The 22,736-nt window shown below is 59.8% G+C and carries 18 protein-coding genes; 9 read left to right on the top strand and 9 right to left on the bottom strand.

Annotated elements, in window-relative coordinates:
• Window positions 1–132: 132 nt before the first annotated feature.
• The 6 genes from BG455_RS01595 to BG455_RS01620 form a co-directional block, all read right to left on the bottom strand.
• Window positions 133–528 carry a F0F1 ATP synthase subunit epsilon gene (locus BG455_RS01595; RefSeq protein ID WP_071468221.1) on the bottom strand — a complete coding sequence of 132 codons (396 nt, stop codon included), beginning with the start codon at window positions 526–528 and terminating at the stop codon, window positions 133–135.
• A gap of 10 nt (window positions 529–538) precedes the next feature.
• Window positions 539–1,957: a F0F1 ATP synthase subunit beta gene (atpD, locus tag BG455_RS01600; RefSeq protein WP_071468222.1), complete on the bottom strand. Its 1,419-nt coding sequence runs from the start codon at window positions 1,955–1,957 to the stop codon at window positions 539–541.
• Window positions 1,958–1,977: 20 nt separating this feature from the next.
• Entirely contained in the window at window positions 1,978–2,847 is an 870-nt protein-coding gene (locus BG455_RS01605) for a F0F1 ATP synthase subunit gamma (protein ID WP_071468223.1), read from the bottom strand.
• A gap of 21 nt (window positions 2,848–2,868) precedes the next feature.
• A complete protein-coding gene (gene atpA / locus BG455_RS01610) occupies window positions 2,869–4,407 on the bottom strand; it encodes a F0F1 ATP synthase subunit alpha (RefSeq protein ID WP_071468224.1) in 1,539 nt (512 codons plus the stop codon).
• A complete protein-coding gene (locus tag BG455_RS01615) occupies window positions 4,408–4,968 on the bottom strand; it encodes a F0F1 ATP synthase subunit delta (RefSeq protein ID WP_177190862.1) in 561 nt (186 codons plus the stop codon).
• Window positions 4,969–5,215: 247 nt separating this feature from the next.
• Window positions 5,216–6,040, bottom strand: coding sequence for a hypothetical protein (locus BG455_RS01620; protein ID WP_071468226.1), 825 nt, complete (start codon window positions 6,038–6,040; stop codon window positions 5,216–5,218).
• A gap of 84 nt (window positions 6,041–6,124) precedes the next feature.
• Here BG455_RS01620 and gloB point away from each other — a divergent pair, with 84 nt between their 5' ends.
• The 3 genes from gloB (at window position 6,125) to BG455_RS01635 (ending at window position 10,240) form a co-directional block, all read left to right on the top strand.
• A complete protein-coding gene (gloB, locus tag BG455_RS01625) occupies window positions 6,125–6,892 on the top strand; it encodes a hydroxyacylglutathione hydrolase (protein WP_071468227.1) in 768 nt (255 codons plus the stop codon).
• Between the two features lie 168 nt (window positions 6,893–7,060).
• On the top strand, window positions 7,061–9,379 hold the full coding sequence (gene clpA / locus BG455_RS01630; RefSeq protein WP_071468228.1) for an ATP-dependent Clp protease ATP-binding subunit ClpA: 2,319 nt from the start codon (window positions 7,061–7,063) through the stop codon (window positions 9,377–9,379).
• Between the two features lie 84 nt (window positions 9,380–9,463).
• Window positions 9,464–10,240 (top strand): rhomboid family intramembrane serine protease, encoded by a 777-nt coding sequence (locus BG455_RS01635; protein ID WP_071468229.1) that lies wholly within the window; start codon window positions 9,464–9,466, stop codon window positions 10,238–10,240.
• Between the two features lies 1 nt (window position 10,241).
• Here BG455_RS01635 and BG455_RS01640 read toward each other — a convergent pair whose 3' ends face one another.
• From BG455_RS01640 to BG455_RS01650, 3 genes are read right to left on the bottom strand one after another with little or no spacing between them, the layout of a single operon-like run.
• Entirely contained in the window at window positions 10,242–11,339 is a 1,098-nt protein-coding gene (locus BG455_RS01640) for an ABC transporter ATP-binding protein (protein ID WP_211307087.1), read from the bottom strand.
• Window positions 11,340–11,348: 9 nt separating this feature from the next.
• Window positions 11,349–12,938, bottom strand: a complete 1,590-nt coding sequence (locus BG455_RS01645) for an ABC transporter permease (protein WP_245735442.1) — start codon at window positions 12,936–12,938, stop codon at window positions 11,349–11,351.
• Entirely contained in the window at window positions 12,935–13,924 is a 990-nt protein-coding gene (locus tag BG455_RS01650) for an extracellular solute-binding protein (protein WP_071468230.1), read from the bottom strand. The genes BG455_RS01645 and BG455_RS01650 overlap by 4 nt, the downstream gene beginning before the upstream one ends.
• Window positions 13,925–14,158: 234 nt before the next feature.
• On the opposite strand from BG455_RS01650, the gene deoC reads away from it, so the two are divergent.
• The 6 genes from deoC to BG455_RS01680 all read left to right on the top strand — a co-directional run bounded on the left by deoC (window position 14,159) and on the right by BG455_RS01680 (window position 22,500).
• Window positions 14,159–15,103, top strand: a complete 945-nt coding sequence (gene deoC, locus BG455_RS01655) for a deoxyribose-phosphate aldolase (protein ID WP_071468231.1) — start codon at window positions 14,159–14,161, stop codon at window positions 15,101–15,103.
• Window positions 15,104–15,114: 11 nt separating this feature from the next.
• The gene (locus BG455_RS01660; RefSeq protein ID WP_071468232.1) at window positions 15,115–17,409 is read left to right on the top strand and encodes an aldehyde dehydrogenase family protein; all 2,295 of its coding nucleotides are present in this window, start codon (window positions 15,115–15,117) and stop codon (window positions 17,407–17,409) included.
• A gap of 70 nt (window positions 17,410–17,479) precedes the next feature.
• Complete coding sequence (locus BG455_RS01665) at window positions 17,480–18,517, top strand: zinc-binding dehydrogenase (protein WP_071468233.1); 1,038 nt, start codon at window positions 17,480–17,482, stop codon at window positions 18,515–18,517.
• A 79-nt stretch (window positions 18,518–18,596) separates the two neighbouring features.
• On the top strand, window positions 18,597–19,265 hold the full coding sequence (gene purQ, locus BG455_RS01670) for a phosphoribosylformylglycinamidine synthase subunit PurQ (RefSeq protein WP_071468234.1): 669 nt from the start codon (window positions 18,597–18,599) through the stop codon (window positions 19,263–19,265).
• Window positions 19,266–19,323: 58 nt separating this feature from the next.
• Window positions 19,324–21,087 carry a sensor histidine kinase gene (locus BG455_RS01675; protein WP_071468235.1) on the top strand — a complete coding sequence of 588 codons (1,764 nt, stop codon included), beginning with the start codon at window positions 19,324–19,326 and terminating at the stop codon, window positions 21,085–21,087.
• An 81-nt stretch (window positions 21,088–21,168) separates the two neighbouring features.
• Complete coding sequence (locus tag BG455_RS01680; RefSeq protein WP_071468236.1) at window positions 21,169–22,500, top strand: sigma-54-dependent transcriptional regulator; 1,332 nt, start codon at window positions 21,169–21,171, stop codon at window positions 22,498–22,500.
• Window positions 22,501–22,736 lie beyond the last annotated feature (236 nt).

Below are 22,736 nucleotides of genomic sequence, written 5' to 3' on the forward strand. Positions count from 1 at the left end.
GCCCTCGGCGGATGCTTACGATGATCCGTGTCTATTGCCGCCATATGCGGCGCGCGGTTTCTGCGTGACTTGGCACAAAAAAGCCCCGGTCCAGAGGCTGAACCGGGGCTGATATTTATCGTTTGAACCGCGTCAGGCGATAGACGAGATTGCGCGTTCCAGATCATCTGCCGCTTTGTCCAGCGCGTCCTTGTCCGCGCCAGAGCTGTTGGCCGCTTTCGTGCGCATCTCCTGCAAGATCACGTCCAGCGCTGCGCGCCCTTCGGCATTGGCAGGGAAGGCACGCTCTGCCAGCACGGATGTGCCTTGCGGTGTGATCTCGGCAAAGCCGCCGGTCACGACATAGCGTGTGTTGCCCTCTGGCCCTTCAGACGTCAGAACACCGGGGCGCAATGTGGTGATGGTCGCGGCATGATCGCTCATGGCCGTCAGATCACCATCCGCACCCGGAATCTGGACTGCGCGCACCTGGCCCGAGGCAAGTTTGCGCTCGGGGCTGACCAGGTCGAATTGCATCATCTCAGCCATTAGACCCTCCTCAGGCCGCTGCTGCCATCTTCGCGGCTTTTGCGATCACGTCGTCGATGTCACCCACCATGTAGAAGGCACCTTCGGGCAGATGGTCATATTCGCCAGCAACCACGGCCTTGAACGATGCGATGGTTTTCTCCAGCGGAACCTGAATTCCGTCAGAGCCGGTGAAGACCTTGGCCACGTCGAAAGGCTGCGACAGGAAGCGCTGGATTTTCCGCGCGCGTGCCACAGTCAGCTTGTCGTCTTCGCTCAGTTCGTCCATGCCAAGGATGGCGATGATATCCTGAAGCGATTTATAGCGCTGCAAGATACCCTGCACATCGCGGGCTACCTGATAATGCTCTTCCCCGATATAGGTCGCATCCATCAGGCGCGAGTTGGAATCGAGCGGGTCCACAGCGGGGTAGATGCCCAGTTCCGAAATCGCACGCGACAGAACAGTGGTTGCGTCAAGGTGGGCGAAGGATGTCGCAGGCGCAGGGTCGGTCAAGTCATCCGCAGGAACGTAAATCGCCTGCACCGAGGTGATCGAGCCTGCCTTGGTCGAGGTGATGCGTTCCTGCAACTGGCCCATGTCGGTGGCCAGTGTGGGCTGGTAGCCCACAGCCGAAGGAATACGGCCCAGAAGTGCCGACACTTCCGAACCCGCCTGTGTGAAGCGGAAGATGTTGTCAACGAAGAACAGAACGTCTGTGCCCGACTGGTCGCGGAACTGCTCGGCCAGTGTCAGGCCGGTCAGTGCCACGCGTGCACGCGCACCGGGAGGCTCGTTCATCTGGCCGTAAACCAGTGCCACTTTGGACTCTGACAGGTTGTCGATATTGATAACGCCCGATTCCATCATCTCGTGATACAGGTCGTTGCCTTCGCGTGTGCGCTCGCCCACACCGGCGAAAACCGAGTAGCCCGAATGCACTTTGGCGATGTTGTTGATCAATTCCATGATCAACACGGTTTTGCCCACACCAGCACCACCGAACAGGCCGATCTTGCCGCCTTTGGAATAGGGGGCCAGCAGGTCGATGACCTTGATGCCGGTTACCAGAATTTCCGATTCCGTGGATTGTGCTGCAAAGCCGGGTGCAGGCTGGTGGATTGCGCGACGCTCTGTCGCTTCAATCGGTGCGCCTTCGTCCACAGGCTCGCCCACGACGTTCAGGATGCGGCCAAGGGTTGCGTCGCCCACGGGAACCATGATCGGCTCGCCTGTGTCGCGCACTTCCTGACCGCGGACCAGACCTTCGGTCGCGTCCATGGCGATGGTGCGCACAGTGCTTTCGCCAAGGTGCTGGGCCACTTCCAGCACCAGACGCTTGCCGTTATTATCAGTCTCCAGCGCGTTCAGGATGGGGGGCAGCTCGCCGTCGAACTGCACATCCACCACGGCGCCGATCACCTGTGTGATTTTGCCTTTTGAAGCCATTGTCTATCTCTCCGGTTTCGTCAGAGCGCCTCGGCGCCCGAAATGATCTCGATAAGCTCTTTGGTGATCGCAGCCTGACGCGAGCGGTTGTAAACCGTTGTCAGCTTGTCGATCATGTCGCCCGCGTTGCGCGTGGCGTTGTCCATCGCGGACATGCGCGCACCTTGTTCCGAGGCAGCATTTTCCAGCAGAGCAGTGAAAATCTGTGTTGTCACCGATCTTGGCAGCAAGTCTTCAAGAATGGCCTCTTCCGATGGCTCGTATTCATATAGCGCATCGGTTTGTGCATCTTCCGGCACCACAGCAGGGATGATTTGCTGTGGCGTCGGGACTTGGCTGATCACCGACTCGAAGCGGCTGTAGAAGATCGTCGCCACATCGAATTCGCCTGCGTCGAACATTTCCAGCACTTTTTTCGAGATATCGGACGCATTCTCGAAGCCAACGCGTTTGACATCACTCAGGTCGACATGATCGACCATATGTGCAGACAGATCCCGCTTCAGCTGTTCGCGGCCCTTCTTGCCGACTGTCAGGATTTTGACGGTTTTGCCCTCTTTGATCAGTTTCTCGGCGCGGTAACGCGCGATTTTCACGATCGAAGAGTTGAAGCCACCGCACAGGCCGCGTTCAGCGGTCATCACCACCAGAAGGTGGGTCTGATCGCTGCCGGTGCCTGCAAGAAGCTTTGGCGCAGTCTCTGATCCGGCGACCGAGGCCGCCAGACCATTGACCACATCGGCCATTTTATCGGCATAGGGGCGCGCGGCTTCCGCCGCATCCTGGGCGCGGCGAAGTTTCGCCGCCGCGACCATCTGCATGGCTTTCGTGATCTTGCGCGTCGATTTGACGCTCGCGATCCGGTTTTTCAGGTCCTTGAGGCTAGGCATACGCTCGTCCTCTCATCGCCCTCAGGCGAAGTCTTTCGCGAATTCATCCAGAGCAGCGCGAATTTTCTCTTCCAACTCGCCCTTCACCTTGCGGTCATTGACGGTCATGTCATCGAGCAGCGCCTTGTGGCGGCCACGCAGATGCGCCAGCAGACCCTTTTCGAAGCGGCCCACATCCTTGACGGCAACCTTGTCCAGATAACCTTGGGTGCCTGCAAAGATCACGCAGACAATCTCGGCATTGGTCATGGGCGAATACTGGCCTTGCTTCATCAGTTCGGTCAGACGCGCGCCACGGTTCAGCAGCTTCTGGGTAGAGGCGTCGAGGTCAGAGCCGAACTGTGCGAATGCCGCCATTTCGCGGTACTGCGCGAGTTCCAGCTTCACCGGACCAGCAACCGACTTCATCGCATCTGTTTGCGCCGAAGAGCCAACCCGCGACACGGACAGACCCGTGTTAACAGCGGGGCGAATACCCTGATAGAACAGTTCGGTTTCAAGGAATATCTGACCATCTGTGATCGAGATCACGTTTGTCGGAATAAAGGCCGACACGTCGCCGCCCTGTGTTTCGATGATCGGCAGCGCCGTCAGAGAGCCTGCGCCGTGATCTTCGTTCAGTTTTGCCGAACGCTCCAGCAAACGAGAGTGAAGATAGAACACGTCGCCGGGATAAGCTTCGCGGCCGGGTGGGCGGCGCAGCAGCAGTGACATCTGGCGGTAGGCCACGGCCTGCTTGGAGAGGTCATCATAGATGATCAGCGCATGGCGGCCATTGTCACGGAAATGTTCGGCCATTGCGGTTGCGGCATAGGGCGCAAGGAACTGCATGGGGGCAGGGTCGGATGCTGTTGCCGCCACGATGATTGTGTATTCAATCGCGCCGGTTTCTTCCAGCTTCTTCACCAGCTGCGCCACGGTCGAGCGCTTCTGCCCGATCGCAACATAGACGCAATACAGCTTCTTGCTTTCATCATCGCCAGCAGCTTCGTTGTAGCTTTTCTGGTTCAGGATCGTGTCAAGCGCCACAGCGGTTTTGCCGGTCTGGCGGTCACCAATGATCAATTCGCGCTGGCCACGGCCAATCGGGATCATCGCATCCACCGATTTCAGGCCGGTTGCCATCGGTTCATGCACGGATTTCCGCGGGATGATGCCGGGGGCCTTCACATCGGCGACCGAGCGCTTGGATGTGTTGATCGCACCCTTGCCATCAATCGGGTTGCCCAGACCGTCGACAACACGGCCCAGCAATTCGTCACCTACAGGCACGTCCACGATGGACTTGGTGCGCTTGACGGTATCGCCTTCCTTGATGCCGCGGTCATCGCCAAAAATAACGATACCGACATTGTCTGCTTCAAGGTTCAGCGCCATGCCGCGAATGCCGCCGGGGAATTCAACCATTTCACCGGCCTGAACATTGTCCAGCCCGTGCACACGCGCAATCCCGTCACCGACGGACAGCACACGGCCAATTTCTGCAACTTCCACATCCTGACCGAAGTTCTTGATCTGCTCTTTCAGGATCGCAGAGATCTCAGCTGCTTGGATACCCATTTATCCGACCTCTTTCATACTGTTCTGGAGGGCCGCGAGCTGCGCACGGATCGACGTGTCGATCATTTGCGAGCCCACCTTGATGACAAGACCGCCAATCAGCGTTGTATCGACGGTCGACTTTAATTTGATTTCCTTACCAATACGCGCTTTCAGCGTTTTGACGAGGTCTTGTTCCTGTGCAGGGGTCAGCGGCCTTGCAGAGGCTACTTCCGCTGTCACTTCCCCTTTTTCGGCTGCAAGCATGTCACCAAGTGCGACAAGCATATGCGGCAGCGCAAAAAGCCGCCGCTTTGACGCCATCAGCCCCAAAGCGCCGCTGACGGTTTGGGACAGGTTCATCTTGGCCGCAACTGCGGTGATGGCCTGTGCAACCTGATCGCGGGAATATACTGGCGACACCAACAAATTGCGCAAATCAGCACTTTGTGTCAGCGCGCCTTCCAGCGCATCAACATCTGCTTCCAGAGATTTGAGAGATTTGGACTCTTTGGAGAGTTCAAACACTGCCGTGGCATAGCGTTTTGCAATGCCAGTGGAGATCGAAGCTGGTTCGGACACGTCCATCCTTCCATCTGTTTTTACCGGACCTCGCGTCGGCCCGATATCATGAATGCTAACCTAGACGCGGCATGTGAAATCGAGGGGGGTTTAGCAGAGGGTTTTTTATGCTGCAACCGTCAAGGTCGCGCCATTGTGAGAAAGGCACGAAATAATGAGATATGTATTGCGACAATCTGCCACAAGGTTGCGCTATCAGCGCCAAAGCTGCGACGGCGCGCGAAATTGCCGCACATGATCCGACAGATTATCGCCGCGCCGGCAATGATGATTCCTCGGCCCATGTTTTGGCCGCGGGGGCGCTAGACTGGTTGGGTTTCCCGCGCCATGCTGGCTGGGTTCCGCCCGCGCGCACAGGGTCCAGAATGCGCAAGGGTTTGCGCTCGCGCACGCTCAGCCCGCTGGGGCGGGGGGCATCGGCCACGCGCATCGCTTCGACCAGCAGGACGCCGCCTGCGTGATAGCGTGAAAGTTTCTGGCCCATGTTTTCCATCACCATGGCCCAGCGCAGCCAAGTTGCGCGGTCCCTTGGTGGAAAGAACAGCGCGGCAGAGTGGTTTTCGACTGCGAATCCATGCTCGACCAGCAGCGTTTCGACCTGACCCAAAGAATAGGGCCGCCCCAAGGCAAACGGTGTTCCATCGCGGCGCGCCCAAAGCCCGGAGCGGTTGGGCAAAATCAACACGACTTTGGCACCGATCTTTGTCACGCGCGCGGCTTCTTCCATCAAGGCGGCAGGACGGTCGGATGTTTCTATCCCGTGCAGCACCACCAGACGGTCGATGCTGTCGCTGGCAATGGGCCAGTTCGTTTCTTCGACAAGTACCGAATGGTTTGCGGCCTCTGCGGGCCAGTGCATCACACCTTGCTGCGCAGGCATTAGCGCAATCACGCGGCGCGCATCTTGCAGGCAGGGGCGCAAGAGCGGGGCGGCAAAGCCGAACCCTGCCACAGACAGCCCCGCCACCGAGGGCCAGCAGGCGCTCAAACGGTCGCGCATGGCCTTTTGTGCGGCGCGCCCAAGCGCGCTCGAATAATAGAAATCACGCAGGAAGCAGACGTCTTGATGCATTCTGTCTCGCGTATTCGAAGGGTTGCGCCATGTCGCGTCTTACCTCACACTGACCATATAAGACGGAAATGCAAGGAAAACACCATGCCCCTGACGCTAAAGGCCGTCCCCTGCCTGCGCGACAATTATGCCTATCTGATCCATGATCCCGCCAGCGGGCGCACAGCTGTGGTCGATGTGCCCGAAGCCGAACCTGTGCTGCGGGCTTTGGCGCAGTCTGGCTGGACGCTGACGGACATTCTGATCACGCATCACCATGACGACCACATTGGCGGTGTGGAATCGCTGCGCGCTGCAACCGGCGCCTCGGTTTGGGGGGCAAATGCGGATCGCCACCGCCTGCCACCGCTTGATCACGGCCTTAGCGAAGGCGACAGCGTGGCAGTGGGGGGCGCGCTTGGGCAAGTGATTGACGTGCCGGGCCATACAGTCGGCCATATCGCGTTTCATTTCCCGGACAGCCACCTTGTTTTCACCGCTGACAGTCTGATGGCCTTGGGTTGCGGGCGCTTGTTTGAGGGAAGCGCTGCGCAAATGTGGGACAGTCTGACCAAACTGATGGCACTGCCCGATGAGACGCGCATCTGCTCGGGCCACGATTATATCAAAGGCAATGGTGCTTTCGCGCTGAGTGTGGACCCCGACAATGCCGCTTTGCATGACCGGCTGACCGCGCTGGAAGCAGCCCGCGCCGAAGGGCAGCCGATGGCTGTGGCCACTCTCGCACAGGAAAAGGCCACAAACCCTTTTCTTCGCGCCCGGCAAAGCTACCTCAAATCCAGACATGACCGCGAGACCAGCACCGATCTTGAAATGTTTGCCTATCTGCGAGACCTGAAAGACAGGTTCTAGGCGACCAGCACATGGGCATTTTATAATAAAAATTGCCAGATCACGGGTGATAGGGCAAAGTTTACGAAATAAGTCTTGAAGGTTGACGAATAAAACCGAAGTTTAAGACTATGAGGCGATACCGGAAGCCGGTGATCCCGGTGACCATTAGAAACAGGAGCGTCTGACGTGCCAAGCTTTTCGACAACACTCGAACAATCCATCCACGGTGCCTTGGCATTGGCCAATGCCCGCCGGCACGAATTTGCAACGCTTGAGCATCTGTTGCTCTCATTGATTGATGAGCCTGATGCAAGTCGCGTGATGCTGGCCTGCAATGTCGATCTTGACGGGTTGCGCAAGACTTTGCTCGACTTTGTCGAAGAAGAACTTGCCTCGCTGGTGACAGATATCGAAGGGTCCGAAGCGGTGCCGACAGCCGCCTTCCAGCGCGTGATCCAGCGCGCGGCGATCCATGTGCAAAGCTCCGGCCGCAACGAAGTGACAGGCGCAAATGTGCTGGTTGCAATCTTTGCCGAGCGCGAATCGAACGCGGCCTATTTCCTGCAAGAACAGGACATGACGCGGTATGATGCGGTGAACTTCATCGCGCATGGCGTGGCCAAAAATTCGCAATATTCCGAAAGCCGCCCTGTCTCTGGCGCAGATGAGGAAGAGGCAGAGCAAGCCAAGCCCGAAGACAAATCCAAGGAAACCGCCCTTGGCAAATATTGCGTCGATCTGAACGCGAAAGCGCGCAAAGGCGAAGTAGACCCGCTGATCGGGCGCGCCTCGGAAGTAGAGCGTTGCATTCAGGTTCTATGCCGCCGCCGCAAGAACAACCCGCTGCTGGTGGGGGACCCGGGCGTGGGCAAAACCGCGATTGCCGAAGGTTTGGCGAAAAAGATCGTTGAAGGGCAAACGCCCGAGATTTTGGCCCATTCCACGATCTTCTCGCTCGACATGGGCGCGCTTCTGGCTGGCACGCGCTATAGGGGCGATTTTGAAGAGCGTCTGAAATCCGTGGTGCAGGAACTTGAAGATCACCCCGATGCGGTGCTGTTCATTGACGAAATCCACACAGTGATCGGGGCAGGGGCCACATCTGGCGGCGCGATGGATGCATCCAACCTGCTGAAGCCCGCGCTTCAGGGTGGCAAACTGCGCTGCATGGGGTCCACGACTTATAAGGAATTCCGCCAGCATTTCGAGAAAGACCGCGCCTTGTCGCGGCGTTTCCAGAAAATTGACGTGGTGGAACCGACAGTTGAGGATTCGATCAAAATCCTGATGGGCCTTAAGCCCTATTTCGAGGAACATCACGATATTCGTTATACCAATGACGCGATCAAGATCGCGGTAGAACTGTCTGCGCGCTACATCAACGACCGCAAATTGCCCGACAAGGCGATTGACGTGATCGACGAGGCGGGTGCCGCACAGCATCTGGTGTCGGAATCGAAGCGGCGCAAAACCATCGGCCCGAAAGAGATCGAGGCGGTTGTTGCCAAAATCGCCCGTATCCCGCCCAAAAGCGTGTCCAAGGACGATTCGGAAGTGCTGCGCGATCTGGAAGCCAGCCTCAAGCGGGTGGTCTTCGGTCAGGATCAGGCAATCGTGGCCTTGTCATCTGCCATCAAACTGGCGCGCGCGGGCCTGCGAGAGCCTGAAAAGCCCATTGGCAACTACCTGTTTGCAGGGCCTACAGGTGTTGGCAAAACCGAAGTCGCCAAGCAATTGGCAGATTCGCTAGGGGTGGAATTGCTGCGGTTCGACATGTCCGAATACATGGAAAAACACGCGGTCAGCCGCCTTATCGGTGCCCCTCCCGGATATGTGGGGTTCGATCAGGGCGGGTTGCTGACAGATGGTGTGGACCAGCATCCGCATTGTGTTCTGCTGCTGGATGAAATGGAAAAGGCGCATCCGGATGTGTATAACATCCTGCTGCAAGTCATGGACCATGGCCAGCTGACCGACCATAACGGACGCACCGTGAACTTCCGCAATGTCATTTTGATCATGACCTCGAACGCGGGCGCGACAGAGCAGGCGAAAGCGGCGATCGGCTTTGGCCGTGACCGGCGCGAGGGCGAGGATACCGCCGCGATCGAGCGGACCTTCACACCCGAATTCCGCAACCGTCTGGATGCGGTCATCAGCTTTGCACCGCTGCCAAGAACAGTGATCAACCGTGTGGTCGAGAAATTTGTGCTGCAACTTGAAGCGCAGTTGATGGACCGCAATGTCACGATTGATCTGAGCGAGGAAGCAGCAGCTTGGCTGGGCGAGAAGGGCTATGATGACAAGATGGGCGCGCGGCCTCTGGCGCGTGTGATCCAGGAATACATCAAGAAACCGCTGGCCGAGGAGTTGTTGTTTGGCAAGCTTGCCAAAGGTGGGGTTGTGCATGTGCATGTCCGTGACGGTGCCATTGCACTGACCATCGACGGACCAGATGCAAAGCGGATCACTGGCAATAAACCGCCCTTGCTGACCGCCGAATAAGGCGTGCAGCCCTAGACTTACGGCTTCACAACGGCGCCCAAGAAAGCATTTCTGGGCGCCGTTTTTGTTGAAAAGCACCCGCCCATGCTAATCCCCATCCGTGACCACAACCCCTCCAGCCAGCGCCCCTATGTGACCTATGCGTTGCTGGCGGCAAATGTGGTGGTCTTTGCGCTGTATTTTCCGTTATTCGCAGATGAATACGCGCTAAGCCGGTTTTTCCTTGAATGGGGCATGCTGCCCGCGCGCCTGACATATGGCGAGGGCTACGCCACGCTTATTTCGCACCAGTTTTTGCATGGCGATTTGCTGCATCTGGGCGCGAATATGCTTTTTCTGTGGATCTTTGGCGACAATATGGAAGAAATCTGGGGGCATTGGAAATTCCTGATCTTCTATCTGGTCTGCGGGTTGGCGGCGGCAGGGTTGCAATATGCAACCGAACCCGCTTCGATGATTCCGATGGTGGGCGCATCGGGGGCGATTGCGGGCGTGCTGGGGGGGTATTTCCTGTTCTACCCGCGCGCGCGCGTTGATATGTTCTTGTTCCTGATCATCATCTTCCGCGTCATCCCTGTTCCCGCATGGCTGGTGCTGGGCAGTTGGTTCGTGTTCCAGTTGTTGGGCGGGCTAAGCACGCCCGCAGATGCAGGGGGCGTTGCCTATTGGGCGCATGCGGGCGGGTTTATCGCAGGTGTGATCCTGTGTGTGCCGCTATGGTTGCGCATGGGCGGGCGGGGGTTTTGGGCACGCTGCGCAGGCCAGCCCCCGCATGCCGAGGCCCAGTATCGCTTTGTGAAATCCGACATTCCGAAAGCAGGGCGCAAAAGCCGCTTTCGCCCCAGCCCGTGGCGCAGATGAGTTAGGCCAATGGCACGACGCAATCGCAAATACGCAGCCGCACCCGCGCGCCCACATCGATCATTGCGCCCGCGCCAGAGATGACAAGCATGCAGCGCTCGCCCTCTTGCACCCAGTAGAGCTGGTCATGCCCTCGAAATTCGCGCCCGACGACCGAGGCAGGGCCATCCGGGTCTGCTTCCAGCATAATCTGCTCTGGCCGCACCGACAGCGACACCGCCCCATTCGCTGCGCGCGACAAGGGCAGGGTGCCGAACTCGGTCTTGACCTCCATCCCAGAGGCAGTGCCTGCAAGGATGTTGGAGCGCCCCAGAAAGGACGCGACAAAGGCAGAGACGGGGTTGCGGTAAATCTCGTCCGGAGTGCCGATCTGGATGACGCGGCCTTTTTCCATCACGGCGATCCGGTCTGCCACGGCCATGGCTTCTTCCTGATCATGGGTGACCAGAATTGCCGCAGAGCCTGCCGCTTTCAGCAATTTGCGCACTTCCTGCCGCGTCTCGACCCGCATTGCGGCGTCAAGGTTGGAAAACGGCTCGTCCAGCAGCACCAGCGGCGGGGCCACTGCCAAAGTGCGCGCCAAGGCCACGCGCTGTTGCTGCCCGCCGGACAATTCGTGCGGCTTGCGGGCGCCAAGTGCTTCTAGCCCGACCAGCGCCAGCATTTCGCGCGCGCGCGCCTCTGCCTGCGGGCGGGAAAGTTTGCGCAGGCCGAATTTCACATTGTCCAGAACACTCAGATGCGGGAACAGGGCATAATCCTGAAACACAAAGCCGATTCCGCGCGCCTCTGGTGGCAAATGGGTAATGTCGCGCCCGTTCAATGCAATGCGCCCGTCATCTGGGGTTTCAAACCCGCCGATCATGCGCAAAGTCGTGGTCTTGCCGCAGCCAGAGGGGCCAAGCAGCGCCAGCATCTCACCCTCGCCCAGATCAAAGCTGACACGCTCGACTGCCGCAGCCTCGCCCTTGGTGAATTGTTTGCGCAACTTCTCGACGCTTAGCAATATCTTCGTCGGCTTTGCCCGAAATCCGAGCGGCGAGGCATCGGCGGGCATTTTGAAGCTAAGGATCTTGGGGCGCGGGGTCATGTCATTCATAAGGGTGATTTATCCTGCCTTCTTGTCATGACGCAACACGAAGCCCACAAAAATTGCGGAAAACACCATGATGGCTGCGGCATAGGGTGCGGCCTCGACCAGCATACCTTCGGACGTGCGCGAGAACATGGTGATCGACAGCGGCCTGAAACCTGTCGGGGCCAGAAGGAAGGCGATTGGCAATTCCTTCATGGCAATCACAAAGACCAGCACCATGCCTGCAACAACGCCGGGTCTGATGGACGGCAGCGTGACGCGCCAGAACACCGAGAACGGGCCATGCCCCAGCGCGCGGGCCGATTCCTCTATCGAGGGGCGTGTCTGGTAAAAGGCCGAGCGGATCGGCCCGATTGCCAGCGCAAGGAAGCTGAGCGCATAGACCGTGATCAGCAATGTATGCGTCTGGTACAACCAGCGCGCGCCTTGGAGTGAGAAAAACACGAATGCCAGCGCAAAGGCCAGCGCCGGAATGGCATAGCCCACGAAGGCCAGCCGGTTGATCAGCGTGGAAAGCCGCGAGGGGTAGCGCACGGCCAGCACCGCCACAGGCAACGCCATCAGCGCGGCCATCAGCGCGGATGGCACAGCGACTGACAGCGATTGCATGAAACTGTTGAACAGCGGTTGCAGCACAGGGCCGATGGGCGAGCGCGTCATCCAGAAACCCAGCACCGCGACTGGCAGGCCCAACGAGACAAGCACGACCACGCCAGAAAAACTCCAGCCCGCGAACCGACCACCCCAGCCCAAGGCCAGCCGCTTGGACCCCGTGCCACTGCCAGAGCCGGTGCGCGCATAGCTTGCGCCCTCGCGCAGGCGGCTTTCCCACCAGACCACGGATAGCGCGATTGCGATCAGTATCAGCGCCAGCCATGACGCATAAAGCCGGTCAAAGGCGGCGGTGTATTGCTGGTAGATCACAAAAGAAAACGCCTCATAGCGCATCAGCGCGACCGCGCCGAAATCACCGATCACATAAAGGCCGATCACCAGCCACCCCGCCATCAGCGCAGGCAGAAGATGGGGCAGGGTGACGCGGGCAAACACTTCTTTCGGGCCACAACCCAAAGCGCGCGCGCTTTCTTCCAACCCTTGATCAAGCCCTGCAAAGGCTGCGCGCAGGTTCAGGTAAAGATAGGGAAAACAATACAGCGCCAGCGCAAGGGATGCGCCCCAAAGCCCCTGCATGCGCGGGATGGTTACGCCAAACACCTGATTAAGAAACCCGTAATTTCCCGACAGGCCAATCAGCGCATAGGCCATCACATAGCCCGGCACCGCCAGCGGCAACACTGCCAGCACATTGATTACACGCCGCCCCGGCAGGTCGGTGCGGCTGACCAGCCATGCCAGCGGCAAGGCAATAACCGTGGACAGCGCCAGCACACAGGCTGTCAGTAAAAAGGTATTGATCAGAAGTTGCCCAGTACGCGGGCGCGTCAACAAGGCCCAGACTGTTGGCAAATCGGCCTGAAAGGCGCGCAACAGCAGGTAATAGATCGGCAATAGCATCAAGGCCCCGATCCCGAGGCCCAGTGCCGAAAACAGCACACGGGCCGCCGGTAGGCGGCGGCCCGGTATCAGGTCAACAAGTGTCAAATCAGCCCCGATTCGCGGATAAGGTCCAGAGTGCCTTCCATATCAACGATCAGGTTAAGGTCAAACTCTGGTGCAGCCTCTGTCGCCTGCTCGAATGTCAGGCCGCGCCCTTGGACCGGCACAATTCCTTCGCCTGTGACGGGGAATTCAAACACGCTGCCAGTGAAATACTGTTGCGCGGTCTGGCCAAGCAGGAAGTTCACCAAGGCCACGGCGTCATCCATATGTGCGCTGCCTTCCATGACGCCAATACCTGCCACCATCATCAGGTTGCCCAGATCACCGGCTTCAAAGGTGGTTTGCGCCACAGGGAAATCGGCGTCAGCGGCCAGAAACCGGCCCAGATAGTAGTTGTTGGTCAGCATGATATCGGCTTCGCCATCGGCAATGGCCTGATAGCCGGCAGTGTTGTTGCGCACGATGATCGGGTCATTCGCGGCCAGCCCTTGCAACCATTCCAGCGCGAATTCATCGCTGGTGGCCTCGCGCAAGGCAGCAACATGCGCCACGAAAGAGCCGTTGGTCGGCGTTAGCGCCATGCGCCCGCGAAACCGCTCGTCTGTCAGCTCTGCCATTGTCGATGGCAACTCATCCTCGGACAGTCGTTCGGGCGAGTAAATGATCAGTCTGGAACGGCCAGACACCCCAATCCAGCGGCCATCGGCATCGCGGTAGACGGGTTCGACCTTGTCCAGCGTCTCGCTGGGCATCTGGGCGAACATGGGCTTGAGCATGCCAAGCGCGGTCACATCCTGCGCCCAGAACAGGTCCGCAGGTGTGCGGTCGCCTTCTTCTTGCAGAAGAATGGTCAGTTCCGCCGTGCCGCCATAGCGCACAGCAACATTGATGCCGGTTTCTGCTGTGAAACGCTCGATGATCGGGGCAACAAGCGTTTCACCACGGCCTGAATACAGCGTCAGGTCTGCCAGCGTCGGTGTGGCGGCAAGGGCGGCAAGTGCAATGACGGAATTTCGTAGAAAGTTCATGGTTTACCTCATCGGGTCATGTTAAGAATATGCAGGAACAGGACCCCGGTACAACGCCGCTCTGGCGTTTCCCTTTCGCGGCGCGCCGCTCAATTCCTACTGATATAGTCAGTTATTATACCCGACGAGTTTCGTCAACATCATCTTGCATGGGCAGCACATGAATTTGAAACAGGGATTGCCTCGCCGTTCCGGCATGCCCATACTGCCCTGACATCTGCCAGAGTGGACTGCATGACCCATCCCCACAACCCCGGAACTGCCCTTGATTGCGACAGCTTCATTGCTGTGAACCGCCCCGCAAGCAACCGCCGCGCGGCCAGCCTGATTGCGCGCCGCTCCGTTAAGGGGCCATATCAGGCTGCGTGGCTGGTCAATGCCATTGCCTGTATGGACCTGACAACCCTTGCAGGCGACGACACGCCAGACCGCGTGCGGCGGCTATGCGCCAAGGCGCGCAGGCCATTGGCAGATGAAATTGTCGCGGGGCTGGGGCTGGGGGCGATGCCGCAGACAGGGGCTGTGTGTGTCTATCCCACTCTGGTCAGCACCGCTGTGGCCGCGCTGGAAGGGTCGGGGATACCTGTCGCCTCGGTCGCAACCGGCTTTCCTGCGGGGCTTATGCCGCTGGATTTGCGCCTTGCCGAAATCCGCTATGCTGTCGATCAGGGCGCGCAGGAAATCGACATCGTGATCACCCGCGCGCATGTTCTGGGGGGCAACTGGTCGGCGCTGTATGACGAGGTTGCCGCCATGCGCGCGGCTTGCGGCACAGCGCATCTCAAGGCCATTCTGGCCACTGGCGATCTGGTCACTCTCTCGAACGTCTATGCCGCGTCATGCGTGGCGATGCAGGCGGGGGCGGATTTCATCAAAACCTCAACCGGCAAGGAAGGGGTGAATGCGACCATGCCTGTGGGCCTGACCATGTGCCGCGCCATCCGCGATTACCGCGCCGCGACCGGCCATATTGTGGGATTCAAGCCCGCAGGCGGCATGAAAACCGCCAAGGACGCGCTGAACTGGCAGGTCTTGATGCGCGAGGAGTTGGGGCGCGACTGGCTGCGCCCCAGCCTGTTCCGGCTGGGTGCGTCGTCCATGCTGGCGGATATCGAGCGCCAGCTTTCTCACTATGTGACGGGCCGGTATGCTGCCCATCACCGCCACGCGCTCGCCTAAAGGGAACAGTCATGCCAACTGTAACGGAGATTCTGGACACCATGGACTATGGCCCCGCCTTGGAAAGTGACGCCATCGCCCGCGACTGGCTGGCGCACGGGCCATTCGGGCATTTCATAAACGGCCAGTTCACTGCGCCGGGCGCGTTGTTTGACAGCCGCAACCCCGCCCGCGACGAAGTTCTGGCGCAAGTCACACAAGGCACAGCGCAGGATGTTGACGCCGCTGTAAGTGCTGCGCGCGCAGCCTTTCCCGCGTGGTCCGGCCTGTCAGGCCATGCGCGCGCCCGCCACCTCTATGCCATTGCGCGCCAGATCCAGAAACGCGAGCGTCTGTTTGCTGTGCTGGAAACCCTCGACAATGGCAAACCCTTGCGGGAGGCGCGCGATATAGACGTGCCCTTGGCGGTGCGGCATTTCTACCACCATGCGGGCTGGGCCGAATTGGGGGCCGAGGAATTTGTGGGGCAGGGGCCGCATGGGGTTTGCGGGCAGATCATCCCGTGGAACTTTCCGCTGCTGATGCTGGCATGGAAGATCGCGCCCGCCTTGGCGGCGGGCAATACTGTGGTGCTGAAACCGGCAGAATACACGCCCCTGACAGCGCTTTTGTTTGCCGAAATCTGCATCGAGGCAGGCTTGCCCGCAGGCGTGGTGAATATCGTAACAGGCGATGGCACAACAGGTGCGGCCCTTGTCGCGCATTCGGGCGTGGATAAAATCGCCTTCACCGGATCAACCAATGTGGGCCGTGAAATCCGGCGCGCAACAGCGGGCAGTGGCAAGGCGCTGACATTGGAACTGGGCGGCAAGTCGCCCTTCATCGTCTTCGCCGATGCCGATCTGGATGCCGCGGTTGAAGGGGTGGTCGATGCGATCTGGTTCAATCAGGGCGAGGTGTGTTGCGCAGGATCGCGCATTCTGGTGGCCGAGGCGGTGGCCGCGCAGTTTGAAGCAAAACTGCGCGCGCGCATGGACAGCTTGCGTGTGGGCGAGCCGCTGGACAAATCCACCGATATCGGCGCAATCGTGCATCCGCGCCAGCTGGCGCGCATCCGTGAGCTTGTCGCGCAGGGGCAGGCCGCAGGGGGCGTCCTGTATCAGGGACGCGCACCCGAGGGGTGCTTTTTCCCGCCAGCGCTGATGGTTCAGGTGTCGCCCGCAAACCCTTGTGTCAGCGAAGAAATCTTCGGTCCAGTTGCGGTGCTCATGACATTCCGCACCCCGGAAGAGGCCGTGGAACTGGCCAATACCACCCGCTACGGGCTGGCCGCCTCGATCTGGTCCGAGAACCTGACATTGGCGATGGATATTGCCGCGCGGGTCAAGGCGGGGGTCGTGTGGATCAACGCGACCAATCTGTTTGACGCGAATGCCCCGTTTGGCGGGATGCGCGAGAGCGGCTTTGGCCGCGAAGGCGCGCGTTCTGGCATGGGGGCCTATCTCAGGCCCATGCGCATCATAGCCCCGGCCCCCGCGCCGGGGCCTCTCGCCCCGCTGCCGCAGGCGGCGCCTGTCTCTGGGCTGGACCGGACGCATAAACTTTATATCGGCGGCGCGCAGAAACGCGCGGATGCGGGCCAAAGCTATACCGTGCTGGTGGATGGCGCGGTGCAGGGGCATGCGCCCCTTGGCAGCCGCAAGGACATTCGCAACGCGGTCGAGGCGGCGCATAAAGCCAGCGCATGGACCGCGATAAGCGGCCACCAGCGGGCGCAAGTGCTATATTTTCTGGGCGAAAACCTTGCCGCGCGCGCGGACAGCCTGCGCGCTTTCGCACCGCTTTCCGAGATCGAGGCCAGCATTGCGCGCGCTTTCTACTACGCCGCATGGGCCGACAAGTTCGATGCGCATGTACATGACACGCAAAGCGCCCATATCACCCTTGCCATGAACGAAGCTTTTGGCGTCATGGGGCTTGTCTGCGGCGAAGAGGCCCCGCTTTTGGGCTTCCTGTCGCTTGTGCTGCCAGCCATCGCACTGGGCAACCGCGTGGTGGCGACCCCGTCACAATCACGCCCCTTGGCGGCACTGGAACTGGCGCAGGTGCTGGCCTGTTCCGATATTCCCGCAGGTGTCATCAATATCGTCTCGGGGCCGGTGGCCGATCTGGCGCAGACGCTCTCTGGGCATGACGATGTGGCGGCGCTGTGGTGCGCGCAGCCTGCACTGGCCGAACTGGTCGCGCGCGAAAGTGCGGGCAACCTCAAGCCCGTGTGGCAGGTGCCTGACCCATTGGGACAAGGGCGCAGCTTCTTGCAGGCCGCGACCCAGATCAAAACCATCTGGGTGCCTTACGGGGCGTGAGTGGCATTGCTTGACGCGGCCCGCCTTTGCGGGCAGCTTGCGCTGAAATCGGGCAGTCAGGAAGACACTCATGCGCGCAGCCGTACTTCGCCAATATCACCAAGATCTCAGCATCGAAACTGTTGCAGACCCTGTTTGCGAAGACGATGGCGTGGTTCTGCGCACGCTGGCCTGTGGTATCTGCCGCTCGGACTGGCACGGGTGGGTGGGCGAGCATCCGCGCGTCAAACCGGGGCAGATTCCGGGGCATGAATATTGCGGCGAAGTGGTCGCGGCGGGCGCGCGCAGCGGCTGGGTGGTGGGCGACAAGGTGATCGCGCCGTTCATTCTGGCTTGTGGCACATGCCCGGCCTGCCGCTCTGGCGTCTCGAATACCTGCCCTGACCAGCGCTTGCCGGGCTTTACCGAGCCGGGCGCTTTTGCCGAATATATCGGCGTGCCCCATGCCCATAACCTTGCGCGCCTGCCCGACGGAATGTCACCCGTGCTGGCGGCAGGGCTTGGGTGCCGCGTGACAACGGCCTTTCATGCGCTGACCGACCGCGCCGCATTGCGCCCCGGTGAATGGCTGGCGGTGCATGGCACAGGCGGCATCGGGCTTGCCACGCTTATTCTGGGCCGCGCCTTGGGCGCGCGGGTGGTGGTGGTCGATATTGTGCCCGAAAAGCTGCACCATGCCCGCGCCCTTGGGGCAGAGGCCGCGCTTGATGCGCGCAACGGCGATGTGGCGCAGGCCATCCGCGATCTGACAGGGGGCGGCGCGCATGTCTCGGTCGAGGCCCTGGGCATTGCCCAGACCACCAACGCCTCGCTCCGGTGTTTGCGGCCCTTGGGGCGGCATGTGCAGGTGGGCATGCCAGTGGGCCATACCGCGCGTATGGAAATCGACATGAGCGTGGTCTATCAGAAAAACTTGGCCATCTACGGCACACGCGGCATGCCTGCGCATAAATACCCCTCGCTTCTGGGAATGATCGCAGGCGGGCTGGTGGATTTCACACCCATGATCGCGCGCGAAGTGGGGTTGTCGCAGGCAGGGGGTGAACTTGCGGCCTTTGACGGGCCAATGGCGCCCGGTGTGGCTGTGATTGCGGATTTCATGGCGTGAGCGTGCCGCTTTCTCTTTGCGCCGGACGTGCAATCGCGCTAAAGGGCAGGAAAACCAAGCCCAGACGGAGCCTTGCGCGATGAAAGCCGCTGTCATTACCTTTCCCGGATCAAACTGTGACCGCGACCTTGCTGTTGCCTTCGAGCAGGCAGGCGCACAGGTCACACGCGTGTGGCACAAAGATACCAGCCTGCCCGATGGCATTGATATTGTGGGCATTCCGGGCGGTTTCAGCTTTGGTGACTATCTGCGCTGCGGGGCAATCGCTGCGCGCTCTCCGATCGCGCAGGCGGTGACAGGCTTTGCCGAACGCGGCGGCCATGTTCTGGGCATTTGCAACGGGTTTCAGGTCTTGCTGGAAATGGGCCTTTTGCCCGGCGCATTGCTGCGCAATGCGAAGCTGAAATATATCTGCAAACCTGTTGGCCTGCGGGTCGAGGCATCGGATACGCCGTTCACTGCCGCCTATGAACAGGGCGCTACGATCACATTGCCGATTGCGCATCATGATGGCAATTACACAGCCGACCCCGAGACTATCGCCCAGCTGAATGCCGAAGGGCGCGTGGCCTTTCGCTATGCCGACAACCCCAACGGGTCGATGAATGACATTGCAGGCATTGTCTCGGCCAACCGGCGCGTCTTGGGCATGATGCCGCATCCTGAACGCGCCTTTGCGCCCATCCACGGCAGCACGGACGGGCGGCGCATGTTCGACGGGCTGATCGGCGCTTTTGCGCCCGCATAATCAAAGCCGCATCGCGCCACGCTTGAGCGAGGCAAGGAAAGCCCGTATCCTGCGCCGCATGGTTAGCCCGCCCGATCTTGACAACCGCCGCAGCAGCATTCTGGGCGTCCCTTTATGGGGGCGCGCGGTGGTGGTTGTATTGGTCGCCGTGGCATTTGTCAGCACATGGTTTCTGAACGCGTTTCTGTCCGAGAGTTTCACCGAATCGACGCGCAATCGCGCCGAATTGCGGCTGGTGCTGTATTCCGGCAATATCCAATCTGAACTTCAGCGCAATTCGGTTGTGCCCTTGTTGCTGGCGCGTGACCCAGACCTGATCTCGGCGCTGCGAGAGGCCAATTTTGCGACCACCTCCCAGCGGCTGATCGACCTGCAATCCGAGATTGGCGCGGCGACCATTGAATTGCTGGACAATACAGGCCGTGTTGTCGCCGCGACCGATCGCAACCATCTGGGCAAAAGCCGCAGTGCCGATGCCGCCTTTGTCGAGGCGCGGCGCAGCAGCGACACTGCCTTTCTGGTGCAGGAACTGGAAAGCGGGGGCTTCGGCTTTTCCTTTGCCCGCCCTGTGCGGCAGGGCAGCGAAGTGATTGGCGTGGTGATTGTCGGCGCGGATCTGACCAAATTTGAACGCAGCTGGGCCGGGTTTGCGGATGCTGTGGCGCTGATGGATTCCAGCGGCCGGATCATTCTGGCAACTGAACCGCGCTGGCGGGGCCGGTCGCTGGAGGAAGCTTTGGCGCTGCGTGATGCGCCATCGGCCATTGCGCGCGCGCTGCGGGTGACAGCCGATTGGGCGCAAAGCCCGCCCGATGCTTTCGTGCGCGGCGAGGCGGTCTTGCAATCCGAAATCAGGGTGCCGTTTCGTGGCTGGCGTCTGGTCAGTTTCACGCGCTACGATTCTGTGCGCGAAAGCGTCAATGCAGCGCTTGCGCTGTTGCTGACGGGCTTTGCACTGTTGCTGGCGCTGGTGTTCTACATTGTCAGCCGTCGCGCATGGTCACAATCGGCAGTGTTCCAGCAGGAATCGGAAGAATTGCGCGCGCTGAATGCGCGGCTTCAGCGCGAGATTGCGGCGCGGGTGCGGGTGCAGAAAGATCTTGCCGTTGCCGAACAGACGCTGGCGCAATCGTCCAAGCTGGCCAGTTTGGGGGAAATGTCGGCTTCGGTCAGTCATGAGTTGAACCAACCCTTGGCCGCGATGAAAACCTATCTGGCGGGGGCGCGCTTGCTGTTGAAAAGCAAACGCTCGGAAGAGGCGCTGGCCTCTTTCCAGCGGATTGATGATCTGATCGACCGGATGGGCGCGATTGCGCGAACGCTGAAATCCTTTGCCCGCAAGGGGGGAGAGGCTTTTGCCCCCATCGACCTGCGCACCTGTCTGGCAGATGCGCTGACCATGATGGAGCCGATGTTGCGCGACAGTCGGGTGTTGGTGGTGCGCACCGTGCCGCCCAACCCTGTCATTATCCGTGGCGACACTGTCAGGGTTGAACAGGTCATTCTGAACCTTGTGCGCAATGCGGTGGATGCGACGCGCGGTGTGAACAGCCCGCAAATTGACATCATCATCAGTCAGGGCGAAACCGCCAAGCTGACAGTGCGCGATAACGGGCAGGGGATCGAAAATATCGACAGCCTGTTCGAGCCGTTTTACACGACCAAACCGGCCGGAATGGGCGTTGGGCTGGGGCTGGCAATTTCATCTGGAATCGTGAATGATCATGGCGGGCGCCTGACCGCGTTGAACGGGCCGGATGGTGGTGCCGTGTTCGAGGTGGAATTTCCCCGCGAAGGGGTGCATCGTGATGCGGCTGAGTAACGCCAACGTGCCTGACCTGATCTTGCGTGTCCTGCGCAAACGGTTTCAACAGGGGCAGACACCACATAAGGGAACACCAGTATGAGCCGTCAGATGCGTGTGGCCATCGTCGATGATGAGCAGGATATGCGCCAGTCTATCAGTCAGTGGCTGGCACTTTCGGGTTTCACGACCGAAACCTATGCCGACGGGCAAGAGGCGCTGGCAGCGATTGGCGCAGATTTCCCCGGCGTTGTTATCACAGATATCCGCATGCCCAATCTGGACGGCATGTCCTTGCTAAAGCGCCTTGTCGCCATGGACAGCACGATCCCAGTTATCATGATTACCGGCCACGGCGATGTTCCCATCGCGGTCGAGGCGATGCGCCTTGGCGCGTTTGATTTTCTGGAAAAGCCGTTTAACCCCGAAAAAATGATGGCGCTGGCCGAGAAGGCCGTGAAAAAACGCAGCCTTGCGCTGGAAGCCCGCGCGCTGCGCAATGAATTGTCCGATGGCACCACGATCATGCGTCGCCTTGTCGGCGCGTCCGAGGTGATGCAGCGTCTTCGCGAAGATATCCTCGATATCGGGCAGGCGGACGGGCATGTGCTGGTAGATGGCGAAACCGGAACCGGCAAGACGCTTGTGGCCCATGCCTTGCACGCGGTCGGCCCGCGCGCGTCGCGCAAGCTGGTTTCCATCAGTTGCGCTGGCCTGTCAGATGACGTGCTGACCGCGCGCCTGTTTGGCACATCTGATGACAGTGTGGGCAAACCTTTGGTCGAAGAGGGGCGCGGCGGCACGCTGGTGCTGGAAGATGTCGAAAGCCTGTCAGAACCGATGCAGGCGCGCTTGCTGGGTCTGATCAACGATCTGGGCACCCCGCCGGAGACCCGGATTGTGGCCGTATGCAACACCCACCGCGCCGACCAGACCATTGAAGATGCTTTGCGCCCTGACCTGTTCTACCGGCTGTCTGCGCATAAGGTGACGCTGCCGCCGCTGCGGATGCGGGGCGAGGATATCTTGTCTTTGTTCAACACGTATCTGGATCGCTTCGCCGATGAATATGGCTGTGCTGTTCCGGAATTGTCGATGCCGGAAGCAGCGCAGCTGTTGCAGGCACCGTGGCCCGGAAATGTGCGCCAATTGGTCAACATAGCCGAACGCGCCGCCCTGCAAAGCCGCCGAGAGGAAGGCGGGCTGATGTCGCTTATCATGGCCGATAACGAGGCCACGGGCGAGATGATGACGACCGAAGGCAAGCCGCTGAAAGACCATGTCGAGGCGTTCGAGCGCATGTTGATCGACAACACCATGCGCCGCCACAAAGGCTCGATCACATTGGTGATGGAAGAATTGCGTCTGCCACGGCGCACCCTGAACGAGAAAATGGCGAAATATGGTCTGGTCAGATCGGATTATGTCTAAGCGGCGCGTGGGTTCGTGGGATTTATCACTCGCCGCGCCTTTGGCCGGGTCTGAAAACAGACAATAAAACCGGCATTATTCCTGAAAGCATGCGGGAGAGGACATGGTATGCAAAATCTGATTGTATTTGCCTGCCATTCCCCCTTATTGTGAACATGTAAAGATACGTCCTGAGCAACAGGATGTATCCGAACGAATTTCGCTGCATGGGCAGACTGGCGCGCTGGTGACATACC

The sequence above is a fragment of the Roseinatronobacter thiooxidans genome (genome assembly GCF_001870675.1).
Lineage (GTDB): Bacteria > Pseudomonadota > Alphaproteobacteria > Rhodobacterales > Rhodobacteraceae > Roseinatronobacter > Roseinatronobacter thiooxidans.

Coding starts and splice junctions, on each gene's coding strand:
- BG455_RS01665 (WP_071468233.1), top strand. CDS start 17,480: ATGCGCGCAGCCGTACTTCGCCAATATCACCAAGATCTCAGCATCGAA.
- BG455_RS01605 (WP_071468223.1), bottom strand. CDS start 2,847: ATGCCTAGCCTCAAGGACCTGAAAAACCGGATCGCGAGCGTCAAATCG.
- atpD (WP_071468222.1), bottom strand. CDS start 1,957: ATGGCTTCAAAAGGCAAAATCACACAGGTGATCGGCGCCGTGGTGGAT.
- BG455_RS01595 (WP_071468221.1), bottom strand. CDS start 528: ATGGCTGAGATGATGCAATTCGACCTGGTCAGCCCCGAGCGCAAACTT.
- BG455_RS01660 (WP_071468232.1), top strand. CDS start 15,115: ATGCCAACTGTAACGGAGATTCTGGACACCATGGACTATGGCCCCGCC.
- BG455_RS01675 (WP_071468235.1), top strand. CDS start 19,324: ATGGTTAGCCCGCCCGATCTTGACAACCGCCGCAGCAGCATTCTGGGC.
- gloB (WP_071468227.1), top strand. CDS start 6,125: ATGCCCCTGACGCTAAAGGCCGTCCCCTGCCTGCGCGACAATTATGCC.
- purQ (WP_071468234.1), top strand. CDS start 18,597: ATGAAAGCCGCTGTCATTACCTTTCCCGGATCAAACTGTGACCGCGAC.
- BG455_RS01650 (WP_071468230.1), bottom strand. CDS start 13,924: ATGAACTTTCTACGAAATTCCGTCATTGCACTTGCCGCCCTTGCCGCC.
- BG455_RS01620 (WP_071468226.1), bottom strand. CDS start 6,040: ATGCATCAAGACGTCTGCTTCCTGCGTGATTTCTATTATTCGAGCGCG.
- atpA (WP_071468224.1), bottom strand. CDS start 4,407: ATGGGTATCCAAGCAGCTGAGATCTCTGCGATCCTGAAAGAGCAGATC.
- deoC (WP_071468231.1), top strand. CDS start 14,159: ATGACCCATCCCCACAACCCCGGAACTGCCCTTGATTGCGACAGCTTC.
- BG455_RS01635 (WP_071468229.1), top strand. CDS start 9,464: ATGCTAATCCCCATCCGTGACCACAACCCCTCCAGCCAGCGCCCCTAT.
- BG455_RS01640 (WP_211307087.1), bottom strand. CDS start 11,339: ATGAATGACATGACCCCGCGCCCCAAGATCCTTAGCTTCAAAATGCCC.
- BG455_RS01680 (WP_071468236.1), top strand. CDS start 21,169: ATGAGCCGTCAGATGCGTGTGGCCATCGTCGATGATGAGCAGGATATG.